The sequence below is a fragment of the Butyricimonas sp. Marseille-P2440 genome (assembly GCF_900091675.1).
Lineage (GTDB): Bacteria > Bacteroidota > Bacteroidia > Bacteroidales > Marinifilaceae > Butyricimonas > Butyricimonas synergistica.
This window is the reverse complement of record NZ_LT594609.1, coordinates 821119-843579: the sequence shown is the minus strand read 5'-3', so window position 1 is coordinate 843579 and position 22461 is coordinate 821119. Positions and strand designations below refer to the sequence as shown.

16 protein-coding genes are annotated in these 22461 nt (G+C 45.3%); all 16 read right to left on the bottom strand.

Annotated elements, in window-relative coordinates; genetic code table 11:
- Positions 1-128: 128 nt before the first annotated feature.
- Complete coding sequence (locus tag BN8899_RS09215; RefSeq protein ID WP_065219189.1) at positions 129-1298, bottom strand: FecR domain-containing protein; 1170 nt, start codon at positions 1296-1298, stop codon at positions 129-131.
- A 138-nt stretch (positions 1299-1436) separates the two neighbouring features.
- Entirely contained in the window at positions 1437-2018 is a 582-nt protein-coding gene (locus BN8899_RS09210; protein WP_018337828.1) for a sigma-70 family RNA polymerase sigma factor, read from the bottom strand.
- A gap of 177 nt (positions 2019-2195) precedes the next feature.
- On the bottom strand, positions 2196-3464 hold the full coding sequence (locus BN8899_RS09205; protein WP_065219188.1) for a thioredoxin domain-containing protein: 1269 nt from the start codon (positions 3462-3464) through the stop codon (positions 2196-2198).
- 14 nt (positions 3465-3478) lie between these two features.
- Positions 3479-4606: a retropepsin-like aspartic protease gene (locus BN8899_RS09200; RefSeq protein WP_065219187.1), complete on the bottom strand. Its 1128-nt coding sequence runs from the start codon at positions 4604-4606 to the stop codon at positions 3479-3481.
- Between the two features lie 3 nt (positions 4607-4609).
- Complete coding sequence (locus BN8899_RS09195; RefSeq protein ID WP_065219451.1) at positions 4610-6331, bottom strand: S8 family serine peptidase; 1722 nt, start codon at positions 6329-6331, stop codon at positions 4610-4612.
- Positions 6332-6420: 89 nt separating this feature from the next.
- On the bottom strand, positions 6421-7443 hold the full coding sequence (locus tag BN8899_RS09190; protein WP_065219186.1) for a redoxin domain-containing protein: 1023 nt from the start codon (positions 7441-7443) through the stop codon (positions 6421-6423).
- Position 7444: 1 nt separating this feature from the next.
- Positions 7445-8413 carry a hypothetical protein gene (locus BN8899_RS09185; RefSeq protein ID WP_065219185.1) on the bottom strand — a complete coding sequence of 323 codons (969 nt, stop codon included), beginning with the start codon at positions 8411-8413 and terminating at the stop codon, positions 7445-7447.
- 11 nt (positions 8414-8424) lie between these two features.
- Complete coding sequence (locus tag BN8899_RS09180; RefSeq protein ID WP_065219184.1) at positions 8425-9963, bottom strand: RagB/SusD family nutrient uptake outer membrane protein; 1539 nt, start codon at positions 9961-9963, stop codon at positions 8425-8427.
- A gap of 12 nt (positions 9964-9975) precedes the next feature.
- Positions 9976-13599, bottom strand: a complete 3624-nt coding sequence (locus BN8899_RS09175; RefSeq protein ID WP_082986978.1) for a SusC/RagA family TonB-linked outer membrane protein — start codon at positions 13597-13599, stop codon at positions 9976-9978.
- A gap of 77 nt (positions 13600-13676) precedes the next feature.
- Positions 13677-14843 (bottom strand): FecR family protein, encoded by a 1167-nt coding sequence (locus BN8899_RS09170; protein WP_082986977.1) that lies wholly within the window; start codon positions 14841-14843, stop codon positions 13677-13679.
- 93 nt (positions 14844-14936) lie between these two features.
- Positions 14937-15491 carry an RNA polymerase sigma factor gene (locus BN8899_RS09165; protein ID WP_231932307.1) on the bottom strand — a complete coding sequence of 185 codons (555 nt, stop codon included), beginning with the start codon at positions 15489-15491 and terminating at the stop codon, positions 14937-14939.
- A gap of 386 nt (positions 15492-15877) precedes the next feature.
- Positions 15878-16375, bottom strand: a complete 498-nt coding sequence (locus BN8899_RS09160; RefSeq protein ID WP_065219182.1) for a TlpA family protein disulfide reductase — start codon at positions 16373-16375, stop codon at positions 15878-15880.
- 6 nt (positions 16376-16381) lie between these two features.
- Entirely contained in the window at positions 16382-18649 is a 2268-nt protein-coding gene (locus tag BN8899_RS09155; RefSeq protein ID WP_082987008.1) for a S9 family peptidase, read from the bottom strand.
- Positions 18650-18658: 9 nt separating this feature from the next.
- Entirely contained in the window at positions 18659-19774 is a 1116-nt protein-coding gene (locus BN8899_RS09150) for a TlpA disulfide reductase family protein (protein WP_231932306.1), read from the bottom strand.
- Positions 19775-19789: 15 nt separating this feature from the next.
- A complete protein-coding gene (locus BN8899_RS09145; protein WP_231932305.1) occupies positions 19790-20899 on the bottom strand; it encodes a putative zinc-binding metallopeptidase in 1110 nt (369 codons plus the stop codon).
- A gap of 23 nt (positions 20900-20922) precedes the next feature.
- On the bottom strand, positions 20923-22449 hold the full coding sequence (locus BN8899_RS09140; protein ID WP_065219178.1) for a RagB/SusD family nutrient uptake outer membrane protein: 1527 nt from the start codon (positions 22447-22449) through the stop codon (positions 20923-20925).
- Between the last annotated feature and the right edge of the window lie 12 nt (positions 22450-22461).

Genomic DNA, 22461 nt, shown 5'->3' with positions numbered 1-22461 from the left:
AGGCACGACATTCTCTTTTTTTTCATACTTTTGTATAAGAATTTTTGTGTTAAACATGATAACCGCATCCCCCAAGATGTTGTTATCGGATTACTACAATCCGGAGAGTCGCCACAACTCTCCGTTTTTTATTTACCACTAACTACTACAGTTCTATCTTTCACGCTGAAACGTACATCCGAGGTATTCTCCAGGAAGAACAACAACTCCTGAATATCGGCATACCGCTGCATATTCCCGAAGAAGCGCAAGTCCTTGAGCGATTCATTCTGGAAGAACACGTTCACGTCATACCAACGTGCCGCCTTTTCCATGATCGACTCCAACCGCTCGTTCACGAACACCACATCCTGGTTCTTCCAGGCGATATAAGGATACACGTCAACATTATTCACTTCCGTTTTCCCGGTCACCTCATTCGCCACTCCCAGTTGACTCGGTTTCAACCGCACTTCCTCCGCGGTACGATTCGCCTTAAAACCGACCGAACCTTTCACCAGTACCGCCTGAATCTCGTTGTTCTTGTAAGTATTCAAGTTAAACTCCGTGCCGTACACTTTCAGCTGATACTCCCCGGAACGTACCAGAAAAGGCTTTTCCGTGTCTTTCTTCACGCTAAAATAAGCCTCCCCCTTCAAGCGTACTTCCCGCTTGTCGGAAGTAAACTTCACCGGGTACTCTAACTCCGAATCAGCATTCAACCACACTTCCGTGCCGTCTGCCAACGTCACGAAAAACTCTCCCCCTCTTGGCACGATAATCTTGTTATATATCACTTGATTTGCTACTCCCGCTTGTTCCGTATTGTACTCGATTCCCTTACCATCTTTCATCTTCACGACGGAACCATCCTGTTCCAAGATCGAGTCTTCATTGTCCGCCAAATCAATAACTTTACCGGAAGAAAGCACGAGCCTCGCTTGCGGGAATCCATGACGGATCACCTCATTGCGGGCGATCGACTTTTTTTCGGGCAAAGGTTTATTGACCAAATACATCCCGCCTATCGCCACAAGGATGGCTATCGAAGCCGCCACACCATACCACACCCGACGCACTTTTATCCTGCTTATTCGACGTGACACCAACTTCTTCCCTGTCATCGCATCCACCAATTGCTCCTTCCGTGCCCATCGGATGTGCAAGCAGTCCTTCACCAAACGCTCGAACTCCTCCCTGTTCGCGGGATCAGCATCCAGCCACCGCTCGACAGCAGCACCCTGCACGTCATCCAACTCCCCGTTGAAATAATCCAGCAGTAGTGTTTCCTTTTCCTGACCCATTAAATCTTTTTCCATAGTTCAACTTGTTTTCATGCATAATACCGGAAAACTTCAAAAAGGTCTAATGGATTTACAATTTTTTTTCAAATTATTTTTTATCGCCACACCAAAGCCTTACTTTTGCAAGCGGGTATTTCTACCCTATCAATAACACTATTCCCGACGACAATAGAAAAACAAAAAGCCCGAGAACAGCTCTTTATCCAACCGCTCTCTTAGCTTCTTCACGGAGTTACCCAGCAACGTTTTCACAGTGGAAACGGAGATCCCGTACCGCTCCGCCACTTCGCGATATTTCAAGCCTTCCAGAAAAACGCAATTCATTATTTCCCGGCTCCGCTCCGGCAATAATGCCATTTCTTCCAACACTCTCGACACGATCTGATCATGCCGTTCATTATACTCCTCGAAAGCCAAATTCACGTGATCCAACTCCAAAGCATTCCGAAAAACATCCCGTTTTTCTATCCGCTTGAAACAACGGTTACGCACAGACACGTAAAGAAAAGAAGCCAACGTCTCCGGCTTGAATTTCAGGTAAACCTTATCTTTCCAAATAGAAACGAATAAATCCTGCACCACGTCCTCCGCCAAATTCAAATCCCGTAAAAAGGTATCAGCCCAAACAACCAAAGGCTTATAGTATACATCAAATAGCATATCCATCCCCTTCTGGCTTTTGGAACACAACACGATACATATTTCCTGATCCTTATTTTTCCCGGAATTATCCACTCGCTTTATTTCTAATAATTAACAACTCTCTCATCTCAAATCCATATTTACAAAATTAGGAGAAATTATCATACCACCAAAAAAGGAATGCTTAAAAATCCGTTCAGGGACTTTTAAGCATTCCAAAAGAAGTGAAGCGCTTACTTCTCAATATAGATTCTAAGCTATCACGAGTGCTTATTTCAACAATTGCTCTTGTATAATCTTCTCGTACTTTGCAGGCTCTGCCCCGATTTCGATAATAGGCTTGCCATTCACGGGTAAAAAGAACAAGGTAGGCAACGCATTTATTTTGAATTTATTGCACAATTCTTTTTCCTTATCAGCATTTACCTTCAGGAATATCACCTGATCCTTGTATTTTTCCGCCAATTGCTCCATCACGGGCAACAATCTCATGCAAGGACCACACCACGAAGCCCAAAAATCAATCACAACCGGCTTGTCACCCTTGTACGTGAACTCGGTCCCGTTCTTATAATCATGGATATTCTCCCGGAAATAGATTCCCGTGATCTCGTTTAATTTCCCGGGTTCTATCACGATTTTTTTCTCCGCTACCTCATCCTTCACTTCCACCAAGTCAAAAGGCTGGAAATAAATTGTTTGTCGAGAAAAATCCACCGAAAGAATCCCGTATTCCAATATACCGGCTCCTACCACGGAACGCACGAGAGAACCATTCACGGGAATCACCGTTCCTTGAAAAGATTCCCGTACAAAATCACATCGTGACGCCACCTTTGTCTGGCTGGACACCGGAGTATTGCCATACCCGTTATACACCGATACCGCATTCCCGGGCTCTCCTTTCCAACGGGTAAAATCAGCCTCGTTCAATTCCACCAATCCCGGGTTCCAGGTATCCAGTATACAAGAAAAAGCCATGCCGTCTATTATTACCGGGCATTCCATCCCGACTCCTTGCAATAACTTGGCATTCGCACGATGATCCAATTTCATGTAAGCTGGACGATAAGGCAGTGACATCGTAATCTTTTTCCTGCGGGAATCGATGGTTAAAACGACACCCCGGAAAAGAGCTCCCCCCATGATACCGGCAACACCCAATTCCCGCAGATAAGGCTCATCTTCCAGCACAAAAGCTCCAAGTTCGTTAGCGAAAGCGCTATTCCCGAAAGAAACCGAATTAATCGACACCACTTTAGACGTCAGTATTTTTTTGAATTGGAATGTATCGTACGGAAGTTTTCCTTTGCTATCCGGGTCAACATTCAACTTCTCCACGTACTCCGGCAAAATAGCCGTCTGTCCCGCCAGATCTAACACGAAATCGGCATCCACGCCGTTCACGACACACGTTATAATGATTTTCCCGTCTACTACCCGGTAATCTCTCACCTCGGAAACATTATTCTTCGTCTGCGCCCATGACATCAAGGGCAGCAGCGCTACAAAAAGCCATACAAATAATTTACTTTTCATCTTTTGTTCTGATTTCAATAAACAATCACCTTCTCGCCCTTCCGGGTTAGAACCGTCAATTTTGTTTTCTTCTTCGCCTTCAATTCCGGGATTCCGTTGATGATACTCTCGCAAAAATCGTATTTCCCGATAGGCTTCCCGTTAATCTTAAGCACCTTGTCACCCATCTCCACCACGTCCTTCATCGCACCCCACACTGCCGCAACCACCAGATCACCATCCTTCACCTGCAACCTCACGTCATGGGGCTTCTCCGCGAGATCATTCTCCGGCTTGTATGGCTCGAAATAAAAGCGAGCCCGGGGATAATCTATCGTCACCCTGCCATAATCCAACAATTTTACGCCCAACAACGTGTAAGGCGGTGTAGCCGTTTCGGCTACCACGTTCCTGAATTTAGAGCCTGCCACGGACAACAAGGGAAAGTTTACCCGCCGGGAAACTCTCTCCGCAGACACTCCCCCCACGCTGATGGCTCCCACGCTACATCCCTCGGACAAAAGTTCATAAGCGGAACCGGACGACAAAGCCTCGAAATCGGATTCCTTCAATGAAAGGAATCTCGGGCACCCCGTGTCAAACAAGCAAACAATGTTATACCCGCTTCCCGCCTGAACCGAAATAATCGGCATTTTCGCTTGCACGAAGCGAGTCATTTTCCGAAGCGAGATAATCGATTCTTTCTCCGCGGTAGTGACAGTCACTGTCTTTTTCTCCCCATCGATAACCAAAATCAATTGGGCGAACAAATCGCTCCCGATCAACCCGTCAACAGGGAAACAAGCCAAAGGCGACGGTTCCGGCATTTTCATTGCCGCCACGCTCTTGAAACGGAACACATTATCGGGAGTCTCGATACTATCCACCCGCACGAGTGGATAAAATGACTTGCGCCCGTTCGCGTCTGTCACCTCTAACGAATCCGTTACCGCCAACCCGAACTCCCGGCAAAACTCGCCCTTCAAGGTTGTTCGGGATGCCCCCGTGTCGAAAATAAATGAACGAAGCGTTCCGTTCAGTTTCATCTCCACGACCATCTTACCCCCGATCATCCGGTAAGGCAATTCTGCCTTGTATTGCTGCGCGATCGCCGGGGAAGCGATCACGCAAAGCAAACACAAAATGATTATCTTATACCTCATGGTTTATTTACTCAATTTATCGGCAGCTTTCACGGCTTCCAAAGCATTCACAATACCACCGGAAAGGCACAATTGTTCAAAAAGATACAGGTCGACAGCTTTCTTCCCGCCTCTGGTAACATTCTTTTCCAGTTCCACGCCTTTCCGGGAAGTCACCGTTTGCAACAATATATCACGAATCTGGCTGCCCGTCAATTTCGGGTAATACGTTTTAATCAAAGCGACAACACCCGCTACCGTGGCTGAAGCCATCGGCACGCCATTCCCGTATTGATAAGTATCCCCCGTGCAAGTAGACAACATCTTTACCCCCGGAGCGTAAATATCCAGTTCTTTCGCCCCGAAATTTGAATTCTCGGAAGGTAACCCGTCTTTGTCGGACATTCCCACCGTCATCAAGTTGGTAAATTCTTTTCCGCCATCCATCCAGCGATTCGGGAAAAACGTATCCTCACTCAAGTCACGGGACATATCGTGCACGGGAACAATAACCAATGCCCCTTTCTGTTCGGCATAGCGAATCGCCTCGCTCATCCATTTCTTCTGCATCTCCGGGTAAAACGAGTTCTGTTGCGGCAACACCACGACAGAAGCCCCGTGATTCACGGCATAACGAATCGCCAAAGCCATATCTTTCAAATAAGGCTCTCCCGCCCCGGCTTCTACCACTAAGGTCATGATTTCCGCCTCGTCTGCGATCGGATTATTCCGTCCTTCCACACCCCGTTGTCCGGCAATCACACCTGCGATCATCGTCCCGATAGCGGCATCCGCCGTCAACAACACATTATTCCCGTATTTACTGTCGTTTATATCCAAATAATTATCCCCCACGATCGCCCGACGCCCGTCATTACCATATTGCTGAACAGCCCGGTCGTATTTCTTTTTCAAATCCGCAATATAACTTTCCTTTAGAAAAGCATCCCGGTTAGGTTCCCAAGCGTTATTCTTCACCATATTAGCCCTCATTTGCAATGCGGCGATAAATATTCCCCGGCTTGTAGAATCTTGAGCCGTTTTAGGAGCACACGCCTCCATCACATCTTCAATCGTGAATTCGGTCTTATCCGGGAAAGCCGCTCGTACCTCCCGGTCGAACATCCCCATGTAATATTGAGAATTATATCCTGAATTCACGGCACTATAAGCCTGCAATAAACGGGACTCACCCCGAACTACGGAATTATAGTAACGAAATTCCTCCATGTTTTCGGGAGCGGCACATTCTTTTCTCTCCCCGTTAATAATGGTATAATATTTATCCCCGTCTTTCAGGATATCCCCGTATTTATCTTTCAAGCGGAAGAACTCGCGTTCCCCCTCCCGGTTCACGAACGGCATCACCTGCCCATCCTTCCCCCCGATGAAATTCCAGCCGTTCACATCGTCCGTGTACCCATTTTTATCATTATCCTTCACGTCGGCTTTCTCTTTCGGGTTTTTCCAGATATTTGCCTTCAGAGCTTCGTGTTCCGTGTCAACACCCGTACCGATAAGTGCCACGATCGGTCTCGTCTTCGCTTTTTTTCCTTTCAAAAACTCGTATGCCTCGTTCACGCGAGCCCCATACACACCGTCTTTTTCAAAAGAACAGTTGTACCAGTCCCGATCCGACTGTTTCTGCTCTTCCACTTTCGCCTTTTGTTTCACCAGTTGAGCCTTTGCCGCACTACCAATAGCGACGAACACACTCATCATCAAAATTATAGAATACTTTTTCATCATTACAGTTTATTATTTTTACACAATACAAAACCCTGTTTCAATTGAAAATTGAAAATTCCCTAATCCCTCAATCTAAAATTTAAAATCTAAAATTGATCCATCTTTCTCGCTTTTTCTATTGCCTCTTTCACCTTATCACCCCGCAAGTCCCGGGCAATAATCTTCCCTTCTTTATCGATCAGAACGATAAAAGGAATCTGGTAAAAACCGTAAGCATCCTGAATGACATTCTGCTTGTTCCCTTTCGTGAATCCTTCCGGATTCCACAGAGTCACCCAAGGCAACTTATCCTCTTCCACCATTCTTCGCCAATCCTTTTCCCGGTTATCCATTGATATCGTGACAATCACCAGATCATCCCCTTTCAATTCATCATACTCCGACACTAACTTCTTTGCCTCCATCCGACATCCCCCACACCAGGATGCAGAGAAGTCCAACAACACGTATTTTCCTTTGAAATCACTCAAACTTACTTCTTTCCCGTCCAAATCCACGAAAGTAAAATTGTAAGCCTGCTGTCCCAAAGCAAACTTCTGACGGCGTGCTACTTCATCCACAAGATATTTCACGACTTGCGCTTCCCTCTCGTTTTCAGGAATCAGATCTAGTATCCGTTTGTAGGACTCGTAATCCAGTTCAAAAAATCCCTTGTTCTGGTACATTAACGAGACACGTACCACGGGATCTATCGCCAAATCCTTCTCCACCGCTTCCTGAATCACGGCTCGTCTGGAACCGGAATCCTTAAATCTAGCCATAACATCCATGTATTGCATATACAAATCAATCCCGTCGAACTCCATCGAACTCTCTTCCGGTCGGTCTTCATTCAGGAAACCTTTCAGTTTCAACGGGCTATCCGAGAGGATCATCATCTCCGTGTAACTTCCGAAATGAACGTTATACAAATCCTTCTTGATATGCACGGTTTTTGTCTTAAATTCTTCTCCACTTTTCACCGGACACTCGACAACTGTCTTTCCCGCCAAATCAGTCACCTTGATTGTCACCGGACGCAGCGTCCGCAGTTTCCCATGAAGGGAAAACTGCGCGGAAACGCTTAACGTCAATAACATAAATAAAGTAGATACCAATAATTTCATCATATTAATCTTCTTTCAAAGCTGCCATTCGAGTAATATCCCAATCATATTTATCTTTCATGTACTTCACCGTGAAATCATAGTACCGGATGATCAACGGATACTTGTCTTCCGGATACTTGATCAATACCGAATCACGGGTATAGCGCATACCCAATTTTAAATAACTCGCAAAATTGGTTTTGGCATCCATCGTCACATTTGTCTGGAGAGACGTGAAATCATAAGCAGTCTCAAGCATTCTCCCGGGATAACCGAGTTTCATATAATAATTCTCAGCATTCACCGAGATGCTGATTTTTTTAGAATAATCAAAAACCCCACCCGTCTGGAAATCTGCCGGAATCGCAATCTTGCCTTTCTCCACCATTTTAGCCAAAATATTTTGCAAAATAACGGTACGCCGCATCTTATACTCCCATGGAGTTTTCGGCAAATCATAAGGCTTATACGGTCTAATAATTATGCTCCCGTAATCCAAGTAAGCCAAATTTTCCTCCTTCGCACGGAAAGAAAACGCCCAATAATCCAACCCACCCCAAAAACAGAGCAAAGGAACGTATCCACCTGTAAAAGCTCCTACTTGACGAAGATCATCGACTAAATAAATATAATTAGGCAACACTCCCTTACACAATTCCGGTTTCAAGAAACCAAATACATGATTCTTGAAAAAATCGGTATAAAATATCGCATACTCGTCACTCAAAGGTTCCCCGTAATATTTTATCGTAAATGTCCCAGACCATGCTTGATTCAAATCCAATGTATCAAAAGCCGTGTATATTGGAATCGTTCCAAAAGCATTCGCTATTTCTTCCAAATCCTGGTCCCAAGGATTACTCCCTTGCGGAAATTCAAAACGACTGATACTGGAAGCATCCTCACTCCGGGGATACAATTTTTTTTCATCGTCACAAGCAACAAGCGTCGCCAGTAAAAATATCAAACTAAAAATATTCTTGTATTTCATCGTTCCTCGTTTTATTGTAATGTCTTCGTTGTTGTTAATTTATTCTGGTTCAATGCCGAATTGCGCTCCATCACGTCCGAAGGAATCGGCAAGGTATATGCGGCATCCCCCTCCTCGATCACATACTTACCCAAGTTAACCCCCAACTCTACCCAGCGATGCTCAAAACGAGGCATCCCGTAACGGCGCAGATCAAACCAACGTTGCCCCTCGAAACAGAATTCCCGGCGGCGTTCCTCCCGGATAAAACTCAACAAATCCTCACCGGAATAGTGAACCTCGTAATCCACATTCTCTGCGTATCGTTTCTCGCGCAAATCATTAATCATTTTCAGAGCTAACGTTTCGTCCGTATCGTACACAGCCTCGGCAAGAATCAGGTAAGCTTCCGACAAACGCAATGACATACCGAACTCCGTATTGAATTTCACCGCATTATTGTACTGCATGACACATTTGCTCCACGGGAGATAATGTCCCTCGGCAGGCTTAAGCTCTGAAGGTTTAGCACTTAAAGGTCCTCGCAACTCTTCCACGAGATACAACGTCTTCCGCAAATCCTCATCCTTATAACAAGCAATTAAATCCCGGGAAGCATTAACAAAATAGGCATACGTGATTCCATCTTCCATTTTGTCTTGCATTCCAATGATTCCCCTAAAATCTGCTGCATTCCCGTACACCCAAATGGTTTCCGGATTATCTAAAGTTACATAGCTAGGATAAGAAGCATCCTCCCCCACAACAATCGTAGTCTTCTTCTCGAATGACTTCAAATCATATAACTCGTATCCCCAGTCTTCGATCACCTTTTTTGCATATTTGGCAGCCCCCTCCATATCTTCCATGTGCAGGCACACGCGAGCGTGAAGCAACTGCACCGCGGGCAAGTTTATACGATAACCCGCTTTTTTCTGTTGTGTTGCCGGCAATGCAAGGAAATTTTCTTCTGCCGCATTCAAATCTTTAACAATCTGCTCGTACACTTTGGCAACTGATTCCCGTTTCTCCAAACTGTTTGACAAACCGCTCGCCAGTTTCAAGGGCACCCCGTCGGCATCTTTATTATGATTGTACGGTTCCCCGAAAAGATTTACCAAGTTAAAATAGAAGAACGCACGCAACGCATGAGCTTGGGCTGCCACGTAAGCCTTATCCTCGGCAGAGCCACTCACGTCATCCAGATAATCCAACGCGGCATTCGTTCCCAGGATATACTGGTAATACGTGCTCCACATCTTAACACTAGATTGCGCCGGATATAAATCAAACATCTGGGGATCCCACGAATAAACGTACTGTAAACCCTCGATACCCGAAGAAGAAGTCTGCAAAATACAATCTTCACTCATCTCGATATCATCATCCAGAGCATTGTGAAAAGTAAATAAACAAGTGGAATTAGCTAATGGATAAGCGTCCCCCAATAACATTTCGTTCAATGCACTAGCAGTCTTCGGCACGTATTCGCTGGGAGAATCCGGTTCCAGGAAACTGGAACACCCGCATAAACTCACGGCTAAAATTATATTGAATAATATCTTTTTCATATATCAAAGCATTTAAAAACCAACATTAATTCCAAAAGAATAAGTCTTCGGCATCACCCGATCCTGCATTTCCGGATCGAATCCGTTATATCGTTTGGAAGCGATGACAAACAGGTTATTCACGGATGCCGTTACCGTCAAATTATTTAACCCGATCTTCTTCGTCATCTCGTTATTCAATCTCCAACTCAAATTCAATCCCCGGCAACGCAGGAATGACCTCGGAACAGTTAATGCATCCGAATACGCATAAGCTTGCAGAAGATTATAACTACCACCTGTAGGCAATGTCATCATCCTGTCCTTTCCCCCGATCACGAATCCCGGGATACTTGTGAATGCCTCATCTCCCGGTTCCTTCCACCGCTTCAATAAATCCCTATTGAGATTTTTCTCTGCATTCGGCATATAGTACCCATCTTTCATATCGCTATACGGAGAACTCAATCGGGTAACACCTCCCAACAACAAAGAAAACGAAGTTCCCAACGTGAAAGAACGATAACGGATATTCAAATTCAATCCTCCCGTGAAATAGGGATCTTTCTGTCCCGAATATTTCAAGAAACTTGTCCTGTCCCCATTAAACTCCTCTTCCGACATAATTCGATTGAACGTCGGACGACCATTTTCAGGATTCAACCCGGCAAAATCAAACGACCACATACTTCCTAACGGGTATCCCTTTTTCAAAATCATGTCACTACGTCCACTTAAAAATGTGCCCACATCCACGACTTCTTTATCCACTTTTCCCCCGGAATTCCAGTTCTTGGAAGAGTTCACACTCATGTTGACACCAAAATTTTTCGTGTTTACCGGGGTGAACGAAACCGTGAACTCGATACCTTTGTTATAAATAACACCACCATTGACAGACATTGAAGGCTTCCCGTTTTCATAAGGAATATCCCTGGAAATAATTGCATTGGAACGGCGGATATAATAATCAATATTGGCATTCACCTTGCCGAAAAATTGCAAATCCAAACCGAAATTCCACGAATGCGTACGCTCCCAGGAAAGGTTCGGGTTTGGAATAGAATTGATAGACGAATAATACTCGTTAAACATACCCAATACTCCCTTTTGGTTCAGGATCAATTCCGGGCTGAGATTCGTCAGGGCATTTCCCTGAATACCCCACGTGGCTTTCAAATTCACGTTTGTCAACACCCGTTGAGTCTGCATAAACGCCTCCTCTGTCATCCGCCAGGATAACCCGAAAGAATAAGTAGGATCAAAACGTTTATTCGTGTTTTGCCCGAAACGGTTGGAAGCATCATTACGCACGTTGAAATTAAAAACATACCTGTTTTTCAACGAATAAGCTAACGTGGCAAAAACAGAAAAGAAATTATCCGTTTTCTCGCTTAAGGCACTTCTACCATTATATAAATCTTCAAACACCCCATAACCATCCATCACCGAACCGCCTCCCACGGGGACAAAATCCTCCGGTAAAGTGGGACGAACAACCAAATTACCCCGGTCGGGCACATACCCGTAACGCATGTTTTGGTCATTCTTGTTATTGGTAGAACGGGCTTCTATCGCCACCATGGCATTCAAACGGTGATCCTCGTTAAACGATTTAGAGAACATCAATTTATTCTGGACATTATACGAAGTCACCGTGGCGGCAGAACTGAACAAAGTTCCCCCGAACGGCAAAAGAGCCGCACTAAACCACGGGTTCTCGGCATCCACCGAACCGTAATCATATCCCCGGTATGCCTCTGCAATAGCAGTAGAACGCTCCAATGCCCACGACTGGCTATTCGTCGTGTTGTACGAATATCCCCCGGTAAACTGGTAAGTCAGCCAACTCAATATTTTCCATTGAAAATCGAAACTCAATTTCAAATTACCCGTGTTGACCTCCGAACCAGTGTTCTCCAGCTCATTCAGCACGTTATAACCGATAGACTCTACTTCTTTATTATATTTATAAGCAAGTCTTTTCCGGTAATAGGAATAATTTCCATCCTCATCAAAAGCCGCGATAGAACGGCTCGTCGTCAAAGCATAGTTCAAGGGATTGACACCGTTAAATCCTTTATTCGTACCGGTTGTTCCGTTTATCGTCAGGTTCATACGGACATTATTATGCAAGTTCAAGGTAACGGCTGCCCGTGCGGTCAGACGCTCAGCACTGTTCCCTTTCTCCTGTCCGTCATTCGAATTGTAACCCACGGAAAGAGCGTAATTCACCTTCTCCGATGCCCCGGTGACACTCACATTATGGCTGTGCCCGAAAGAAGTCCGGGTTAATAAATCCAACCAATCCGTGTTCACCGTTTCCAGGTAATTACGTGTCTTTATAAATTCATCCGATGTGATTTCCCCGTTCTGGAACATCTTCAAGGCTCCCTCGTAAGTTGTAATCTGTTTTACCGGTTCAAATTCATACCTCAATCCCGCCGCGAAAGCATCTTCGCTAAACTGGACACGCTCCTGCGAATTCATCAAATTGAAATTCTTGTATCTCGGACGAGGGGCGATCGAGAAATTACCGGCATAATTGATAGACATACGTCCCATTTTCCCCTTCTTCGTTGTGATAACAATCACACCATTGGAAGCCCGGGAACCGTATATCGCCGTGGCAGAAGCATCTTTCAGCACGGTGATCGTTTCAATATCATTCGGGTTCAACCAAGACACCTGATTACCGATAATCTCCCGCATATCCTGCGCCATATTGGAACTGGCATTAATGGAGATCGGGTCATCCTGAATAATCCCGTCTACCACCCAGATCGGATCTTGATTTCCCAATAATGTAGAAGTTCCGCGTATCTGAATTTTAGGAGTAGTACCCGCGCGGGCACTGGAACTCAATACCATCATACCCGGCACCTGCCCCTGTAACATCTGGTCGATCGTGGCATAAGCAGGCATCATGATATCTTCCGCTTTCACGGTCGTGTAGGAACCCACCATATCCCTGCGGTTCACGTTTTGATACCCGGTGCTTACCACGGTTACCTCGTCCATCTCGTTCACGGTTTCCTTCAACACCACGTTGATCGTGTCCTGTCCCGTGTATTTCACCTCTTTCGATTCCATCCCGATGAAAGAGAATATCAATGTCAGATCTTTCACCTCCGGCAACCTCAACACGTATTTTCCGTTCCGGTCTGTTGCCGTCCCGATCGTCAACCCTTTCACCATGACCGTTACGCCCGGCATGGGTTGTTTTTGCTCGTCGGTCACCTGTCCGGCAATCTTAATCTCCTTCTTTTGTTGAACCGTCGGGAGCTTACGAATCACGATCACCTGATCGACAATCTCGTAATCAAAACCGTTCCGGCGTAATACCAGATCCAGCACTTCTCTCAAGGTTACGTCCTTCAATTCTAGATTTTTCACTTTTGTATTCCCCAGAATCTCTTTCCGGTACACGAACTCGTAATCCGTGTTCTTCTTGAGATATTCCAACACGTTTTCCAGCATTTCATCATGAAACGCCACGTTCATTTTCTGCTCCTGCGCATATCCCATCGCACTCACTGTTCCGAACGTCAATAGCAGAATGAAAAACTTCAATGTCATAACTAACAGAATTTTTCGCAATCTTCCACCCGGAAGACTACACGTTGTACTCTTTTTTTTCATACATTTGTAAAGCATTACAGTTAAACATGCATCTGCGACCAACAGATGTTTTGTAGCAGGGGAATCGACCAAATTCCCCTTTTTTATTTATATCACTGGTATACAGTCACCGTTTGTCCCGATACCTTGAATTTCACCTCGCCCGTCCGTTCCAGAATATCCAGAATGGACTCGAAAGAAGCGTACCGGGGAATCTTTCCCTTGAAAGTAATCTCTTTCACCACTTGGTTCTGGTAAAAGATGTTGAAATCATACCAACGAGCCAATTTCGACATAATCTCCTCCAAGGATTTATCCTCCAACACGAACATCCCGTTTTTCCAACTCACGACATCCCCCGTGTTCACTTTCCGGGAGTACATTTCCTGTCCCCCGACCACAGATTGCATTCCGGGTACCAATTCCAGGCTCTTCCCCTCGGCATCCACTTTCACCTTTCCCTCCACCAATGTCGTGTAAACGTATCCCTCGTCGGGGTAAGCATCCACGTTAAACTCTGTTCCCAGCACTTCTACCACCTGGCTCTTTGTTTTCACCCGAAACGGGCGTGACGCATCTTTCGATACCTTGAAAAATCCCTCGCCTTCCAATTCTACCACTCGCTCCCGGCTCCCGAAAGCCACCGGATATTTTAATTTCGACTCCGCATTCAGCCATACTTGCGTGCCGTCTGCCAACACCAAATCGAACTCCGCCCCCTTGGGCACACTTAACGTATTGTAAGCCAATGCCCGTTTGTCAAGAGTATCTCCCGCCAGATAAGCCAACGTCGATTCTCCCGTCTTCGATACGGTCACCCCCTCTTCCTTAAACCCGGCAGCAACACTATCCAGCAACACGACCGAACCGTCATTCAACTTCAAGGTCGGGCGCTGCGCAGAAATCAAAGCAATAGAAGGTACAGTATCACGCTTCCCATCCCCTTCGCCCTTGAAGAAATAGAAACTACCGACAGCCAATAACACGACGGCGGCAGTCACGCTAATACGCAACACTCTTAACCGCCACCCGGCACGGCGTTCCCGGTCGATTCTTTTTTGCATGATATCCTTTGCCCGGGAAACATCTATCTCTTTGTATTTAGCGTATTCACCCGAAAAGAAATCACCTTTCTGCCAACGAAGGAACAGTTCTTCATTCTCGGGCGACTTCCCCTTCCACGCTTCCAACTCCCGCACCTCCTCGTCCGTGATCTGCCCGGCTCGCTGGCGAGCCAACAATTTCGCTATTCGGAATCCGATTCTATTATCACGCATCATATCGATTCTTTAAATTTACCCCTATAACGCAACCTCCCCAAAATGGGGTAATAAAAAAGGCATCTTTTTTCCAAAATAATTATAACTTGCTAATTACAAGGAAAGAAACAAAAAAGAAAATAGGTTCGGTTCCAACTTCTCCCGCAAGAACTCAAGGGCACTCGCCTTGTACTTTTTGACCGAACTATCGGATAATCCCAACTTTTCGGCAATCTCCACGTTTTTCAACCCCTCGATAAAACTCATCTCGAAAACGATTCTCGCTTTCTCCGGCAATTTTTCTATCGCATTATACAAAATCGTCTGCGCCTCCTGGTCTATCACCGAATTTTGAAAAAATGCCTCATTCTCCAATTGCGACACATAACGCTCCTTTGCCGAATTCTTCCGGTGGATACTGACAATTTCGTTTTTAATTGAAGTGTAAAGAAAAGATTTAAACGTATAAATCGAATCGAACTTATCCTTGCGTTTCCAAGCACTAAAAACGGCATTCTGCACGCAATCCTCGGCAAGAAATTCGTTCTCCTCCCCCAAATATTTCAAAGCATACAAAATCAATCCCGAGTATACTTCCCGGTAAAACGATTCTAATTTTCCTTTCCGAAAATCAATCCATATCTGCGTTTCCCAATTCACTCGTTGCATTTTACCATGCAATTATAAGGAAAAAATCACAAACTTCCTCTATTCCCAGTTTATTCCCTTGGGCTATGCGTCAAAAAACGCTTCCACCCGAGTTTATAAAACCTATAAAGTCCGTATTCCTACTCAAATCATATGTGAATTCGTTATCAATCGTGCATGACTTCCGTATGACTTCCGTATATAAAATTTTAGATAAACTATATGAACCCTATACGAACGCTATTATAAATAGCGTTCGTATAGGGTTCATATAGCGTTCGTATAGTGTTCATGACGGAATTCATGCAGAATTCATACGGAATTTATTCACGATTCATATTTGATTAGTATATATCTTCCCTCTGAATACCACGTGATAACGTGACATAAACTATCCTACGCAAGCGCTACAATCCTTTCAATGATTCCAAAATCTTCACGAATTCCGGATTCGAGGGACGGGGCATATTGATATTGACAATCTTACCCTCTTTATCCAACAACACGTAGCGGGGGATCGTGGTCACCTGATAAGCATGTATAAAAGAAATATCTTTTAAATTGATTATCAACTGAGTGCCCATCAATGGATTTTGTTTCAAAAACTGAATCCATACATCTTTGCTCGTATCAATCGAAATCCCGACAAAAGCGATTTTTTTCTTTTTAAACTTTTCCTGGATTTTCTCCATATAAGGCATATCCCCCTTGCAAGGAGCGCAATACGTCGCCCAGAAATCAATCAAAACATATTTACCTTTAAACTCTTTCAAGGAATGGATTTTCCCGTCCTTATCTTCATACTTAAAGTCGGGGGACTGATCCCCCACTTTAGCCTCACCTTCTCTCTCCGCAAAAGCGTGAAAAGAAAGTAATACACACAAGCACCATATAATAACTCTCATAACCTATTATTTTTTTACTTGATCAAATTCATTAATCTCAATATCATAAAAAGCGGAAGACTCGAAATCCCCCAGTAAATATTTGGCGAAATGCGAACGCAATTTACGTTCAAAATACCAGGAAGATACCCCATCATACGTGTGGCGCCCGCGTGGCAGCACAACCAATTCCACGTCCTTCCCGTGATTGATGAAAGCATCCGCCATGCGCACCGTGTGAGCCGGGTGGACATTCCCGTCCATGCAGCCGACCACCAGCATCAAGTGCCCTTTCAAGTTCTTCGCCAGCTCCATATTAGTGGGCAACGGCCCGTTCATCGCGTAATGGCTCTCGACATAAAATTGCGAGTAGATGTTATTATCGTGATTCCCCGCTGACGACACGCACGCCTTGTAAAAATCGGGATACGTGCAAATTGCCGCGGTGGACATCATTCCTCCTCCCGAGTGCCCGTACACGCCCACGCGGTTACCGTCGATGAATGCATGGCGAGCAATCAATTGCTCCAAACCGCATTTATCGTCTGCCAAAGCGTGATCGCGGATATTACTGTAACCGTACGTGTGATACGCTTTTCCCCGGAAAGGAAGCCCGCCCCGATGGTTGAAAGCAACAACAATAAAGCCGACTTGCGCCAACGCCTCGTTCGTGGAGGCAATCTCGAAGGATAGGGGGACGTTGTCCGTGTGGGGACCGGGATAAACGCAGGAGATAATCGGATAAGATTTGGTTGAATCGAAATCAAACGGCTTCCACATCACCCCGTACAGGTCCGTTTCCCCGTCTGCCGCCTTCACGGAAAAAGTTTCCGGCATTTTCCACCCTTTCGCGTAGAGATCATCCAGGTTTTGCCCGTACAAGTTCACGACCAGCTCCCCATTCCGGGTGTCCCTCACCTTAAATTGATAAGGAAGATCCGGACGCGAGTAAGCGTCGATGATATACCTCCGGCTCGGGGAGAACACCACGTTGTGAGTACCCTCTTCCGGCGTGAGCACTACCATTTTCCCTTTCCCGTCGATATTTGCCTTACAGATTTTAGCGTAACTGGGATTTCCCCCGGGAGTAACGCCATACGCTTGGAAATAGACGGTCCGGCTCTTATCGTCTATCCCCACGACTTTCCCGGCAGTCCAGTCACCGGAAGTGATGGTATTTTTCAAGTTACCCTCGCCGTCGTAATGGTAAAAGTGCCCGTACCCGGAACGCTCCGACCACCAGATGATGTCCTTGTAATCATTCAAGAAAAAGATCGATGCCAACTCGATGCCGAGGTAGGGGTCGCCTTCCTCGTGGATAATCACTTTCACCGCCCCTGTCGAGATATTCACCTCGCACACGTCCAGCATGGTATTTTGCCTGTTCCGACGCTCCAGGTAAAGCTTGTTCGCTTTCACGTTCGAGTGAAGTATTCTCATTTGCTGGTTTTTCCATCGATCGATATCCACGACTTTCTTCGTCTTCGTTGCCACGTCATACACGGTGACTTCGGTGTACGGCATCACGGAATCCCCCGCTAAAATCATCTGGGTACTTTGAGCCACCGGTCGCCCCTGCAAGAAATTTACATACGAAACCTCTCCCATCCCGCGATAATCCTGGCGGAAAAGGCAAAAATTTTGGCTATCCTCGAACCAGACGGGAGCCAAGGGCACCTCCTTGCCGGCAGGCCATCCCTCCGTGTGGCTGTAATTGGGGATTCCATCAAATGTCAATTGCACCACGGTCGAATCCTGCAAATCCCGGATATAAGCGTTATGGTCTTTACCGAAAACCAAATACCTGCCGTCAGGTGACATACCGGTATTATACGTCATGAGTTTTCGCGGCGTCCTGTCATACTGCATATTTTCATCCCGCGTGTGACTCAATTTTCGGGTTTTCCGGTTGTACTCGAAAGTCACGTTCCCGTCCTGCCAAACGAGTTTTTCCCCGCCTTTCTTGAAATAAATCTGCCAAAAACCGAGTTTTTTCGGGTTATATTTTCTCCCCGTGGCTTTTTCCATTTCCGCTGCCAAGTAAGCCGGATCCAGGAACTCCTCTACCTTTCGGGCTTTCAGATCCACGTAATAATACTTTTCCTCGCCCAAGCGGTCTTCCCGGAACCAAAAGTCATCACTCCCTTCCGTGAAAAATGGTACTACCTGGTCATAACCCCAAGACAAGACACTCAAATTCGATTTAGCTTTTTCCGCTTGTTCATAATTCGCCCTTTGGGCAAACAGCCCGCACGACAAACCGATACAAAACAAGCAAACAATAATTCTTTTCATACACATAATTTACTTTTGAAAAAATTTCATGATTTCTTTTTGCAGGGGTTCCAATTTAGCCCCTGCCGCAACAATACGATTACTTTCATCCATCAACACGAGATAAGGAATCCCATTAGTAATATTATACAATTGACACAAAGAATTCTCTCGGCTGAATCCCTCCAAATTAGACCCTTGTATCCATGTCATATTTTCTTCTTCTATCGCTTTCAGCCACCTTTCTTTGTTATCATCCATAGAAATCCCCACAATCTCCAGCCCCTGGTTGTGAAACTCCTCATAGAGCGCTTTCAATTGGGGAGTAAGTGCCCGGCAAGGGGCACACCACGAAGCCCAAAAATCAACGATTTTCATTTTAGCCTTGATCGAATACAATGTAAAAAAATTGCCCTCCGCGTCTTGCACCTTGAAGTCCGGGGCGGTATGACCTACCGCCAAAGCCTCCTTTTTCCGGATTTGTTCGTCTATCATTTTCCCCATGGAATTCTGTCGCAAGTCCTCTGGCAACAAGGCAAATCTTTTCTTCAATTCATCCAGAGAGAGTCTTTCCGCTCTTTCTGCCAAATCTTTCAAGGCAATATAAGAATCGGCATGCCGATTCAAAAAAGCCTCTTTCCGTTCTTGGGCATCTTGTTGCAGCGAATCCACGAACCCTTTTAATTCTTGAAAACGGTTGCTTTCAGGATTCTTGACAACAGCCACGTATTCATCCCGAACTTCAGCAATCGCTTTCGCCAAATTTATATCTATCGCCGAATATTCGTTGGCAAGCTTTTGCACATCACCACCTCCCGAGATTTTACCGGACCCCAAATTACGGGGATCCAGTTTTATCTCGTATTCTGCATTTTCCAAGTAAATCACGGTCTGCGCGAACAAACCTTCAACGACCAAGGTAGTTACCGTCAACGCGGGAACCTGTCCCTGCATTTCAAACTTCCCATTTTTCAACTCTGCTATAGATAGCGTATCACACATTTTCCCCTCGCAAGTGACGAGAAAAACCTTTCCCTCATCCACTCCTTCCACACTTCCCCGTATCTTATATTCCCTAGAGGAACATCCAATAACTCCCACTACAATCAAAAAAAGTGCGATAAAATTTATTCTTTTATGTTCCATACAAATCTCCTTCAACTATTGCTCCAATATTTCCGCATATTTCTGTAAATCGACCCCATAAGTTGTTTTCATGTATTCCACAACCAAATCATATTTGTCATTAATGATTTGATAACCTGCTCGATCTAATGGATCTTCCACGTCCACGGGGTAGAGTTCACGCACTTGAGCTTCCGTGTATCTCATTGCCACGCGAATCATGTTCAGGAAATCCTGCAAGGCACGATTTTCCACGGTTTCGGCAACAGGACCGGGATTTTTGTCAAATTCCATTCCATAACTAACACAAAGTATCCAAGGCATCCAGGTCGGAGCTCCAAAATCGGAAGTAATCTCCCTAAAATCTTCTCCCAATTGTGCCGCAATCCCCCGACGCTTGTAAGCATTAACCGGATCTTGCCCATATGTCTGAACCTGGCTATCATAGAAAAAATCCGGCATATTAGGATTCTCTTCCCGCCATTGTTCAAAAGATATGTAACGGATCCCGATTCTGGTTTCATAATCCGTCATTTCAGTAAACCCCGGGGCAACCTCGTACTCTCCCGTCATAAAACGTGTTTTTAAACTAGGATAACTAAACGCACACGCGACCCCGTGAATTTGCTGGGGAGTCAAACCTGCAGCTAACTCCTCGCTGGTAAAACTCAAACTCCAATAATCAAATCCGTCCTTCTTGAATTGAATATGCCTCTTTTGATATGTTTCAGAACGGGGATTCCCATCGTTGAGATCGTTTACCAAATACAAGTAAAAAGGCAACGACTTCCGGTCCTCGTCGCTCTTTTGATCCAAACTTCCCAACAACCACTCCTTCACGAGGTTCAAGTATACCTGTATATCCTCGTCGCTCGGAGTCGTGCATACGTAAATCGGGGCGTTATAAACCGGAGTCGTCCACATCCGGTTCAAATGCGTACTATCCACTTCTTTATAAATAATGTACATCCCCCAATCTTTCGCGATCTTCTCGATCTCTTTATCCCACGAGTTATCCCCCTGCGGGAATTCAAAACCAAGTAGATCCACTCTTTTCACGGTTCCCACACCGTCGTCCTCCGCGCATGAAGCCAGCCCAAACAAGGCAAGCAACAACACCCAATATATTTGTTTTATTCGCATCATATAAACTCGATTAATATTGTAAATCATTTCCTTTCCTCGTTTTGTACTAAACTCGGGTTGTACACGAAAGCTTCTTTCGGCAGCTGAAGTGTGAAACCGGGATCATTTTTTTCCAACACATACTCAGTTTCGTTCCCCAAACCATCCCGCCACACGTGCCTGATCTCTTCCATCCCGTAACGGCGCAGGTCAAACCAGCGGTGATTTTCGAAGCACAACTCTCTCCGTCTTTCTGCCCGGACGAAATCGACCAAGCCGTCTGCCTCGGCAATATCCGTTTCCTCGAAAGCCGCAGGAGCAAATCTTTTTACCCGCAATTTATCAAGCAAGGTTTGCGCCTTGATTTGGAATTCTCCTTTACCGGTTTCTTTATAAAGCATTGCCGCCGCTTCTGCCGCATTCAAATAAGCCTCCGTAACTTTAAAACCGATACCCCATTTCCCGGCACTCCAGGAAACCTCTATATCAAGCAGATCTGTCGATTTAAATTTACTAGTGGCTCTTTTAAACCTTGTTGGAGCATAATTTTCATAAATTGCCATTAAATAACGCTCTTTCCGCAAATCCGCCGGTACATAAGAATCTATCAAATCATCTGAAGCAACCATCGGGTAATAAGTCGTGTACCCCTTATCTCCGGAATGGTGTATCATTGTCATTGGCAAATCCAACACATCCCCCTGGTTCCCGAACAAGAATATGATTTCCGGATTATCCCAACGGTAATATTCCATATAAGGTGTCATCCAAAAAACAGGCTGAGGCACCCCATTCAAATCCTGCACATCGTAACTATACCCCGTACCGACTTTCTCACCGTATGCCAACGCCTGTTCCCAATTCTCCATGTACAGGTAAACACGAGAGAGAAGTAATTGTACGCAAGGCAAATTCATCCGGATCTTTTGTTTTTGCGTTCCCCATTCTTCATCCGGCAACGTTTTAAACAAGCGTTCCGCTTCCAATAAATCTTTCACGATTTGGTCGTAAACCTCTCCTACCGAATTCCTCGGCATCCCGTCTTCTCCCAAATCAGCAGTCAACTTCAACGGCACGCCAGGGGTATCCTTGCCGGCAAAGTAAGGTTTCCCGTACAAATTAATCAAATGGAAATAAAAATATCCCCGGAGCCCCAAGGCTTGTGCCATTACCCTGCTTTTTTCCTCTTCACTACCTTGCACATCATCGATATAATCCAAAACGGAATTACAACCGAGAATCTTTTTATACACTTCCCCATAGGTGTTATACCCGCTAAAATCATCTTTCATATACTTAGACCACGTGTAAGCCAAGCGGAGCTTATCCACTTTGCTTTCCTCGGTGCTACTCGATTGCCAATCCGGTAGGACTGCCACGTCGTCATCGAACACACCCAATACCCCGAACAATCTGCCATCACTGTATCCCGGTCCCATATACACTTCTCCCAGCAACAGCTCGTCCAACGATTTGACCAGTTTGGGCACATATTCGCTCTGAGATTTCGGTTCCAGAAAATCACTACATGATGCCACGATAAACATGGCTATCCATAATCCGTATTTCATTATTTTATTCAT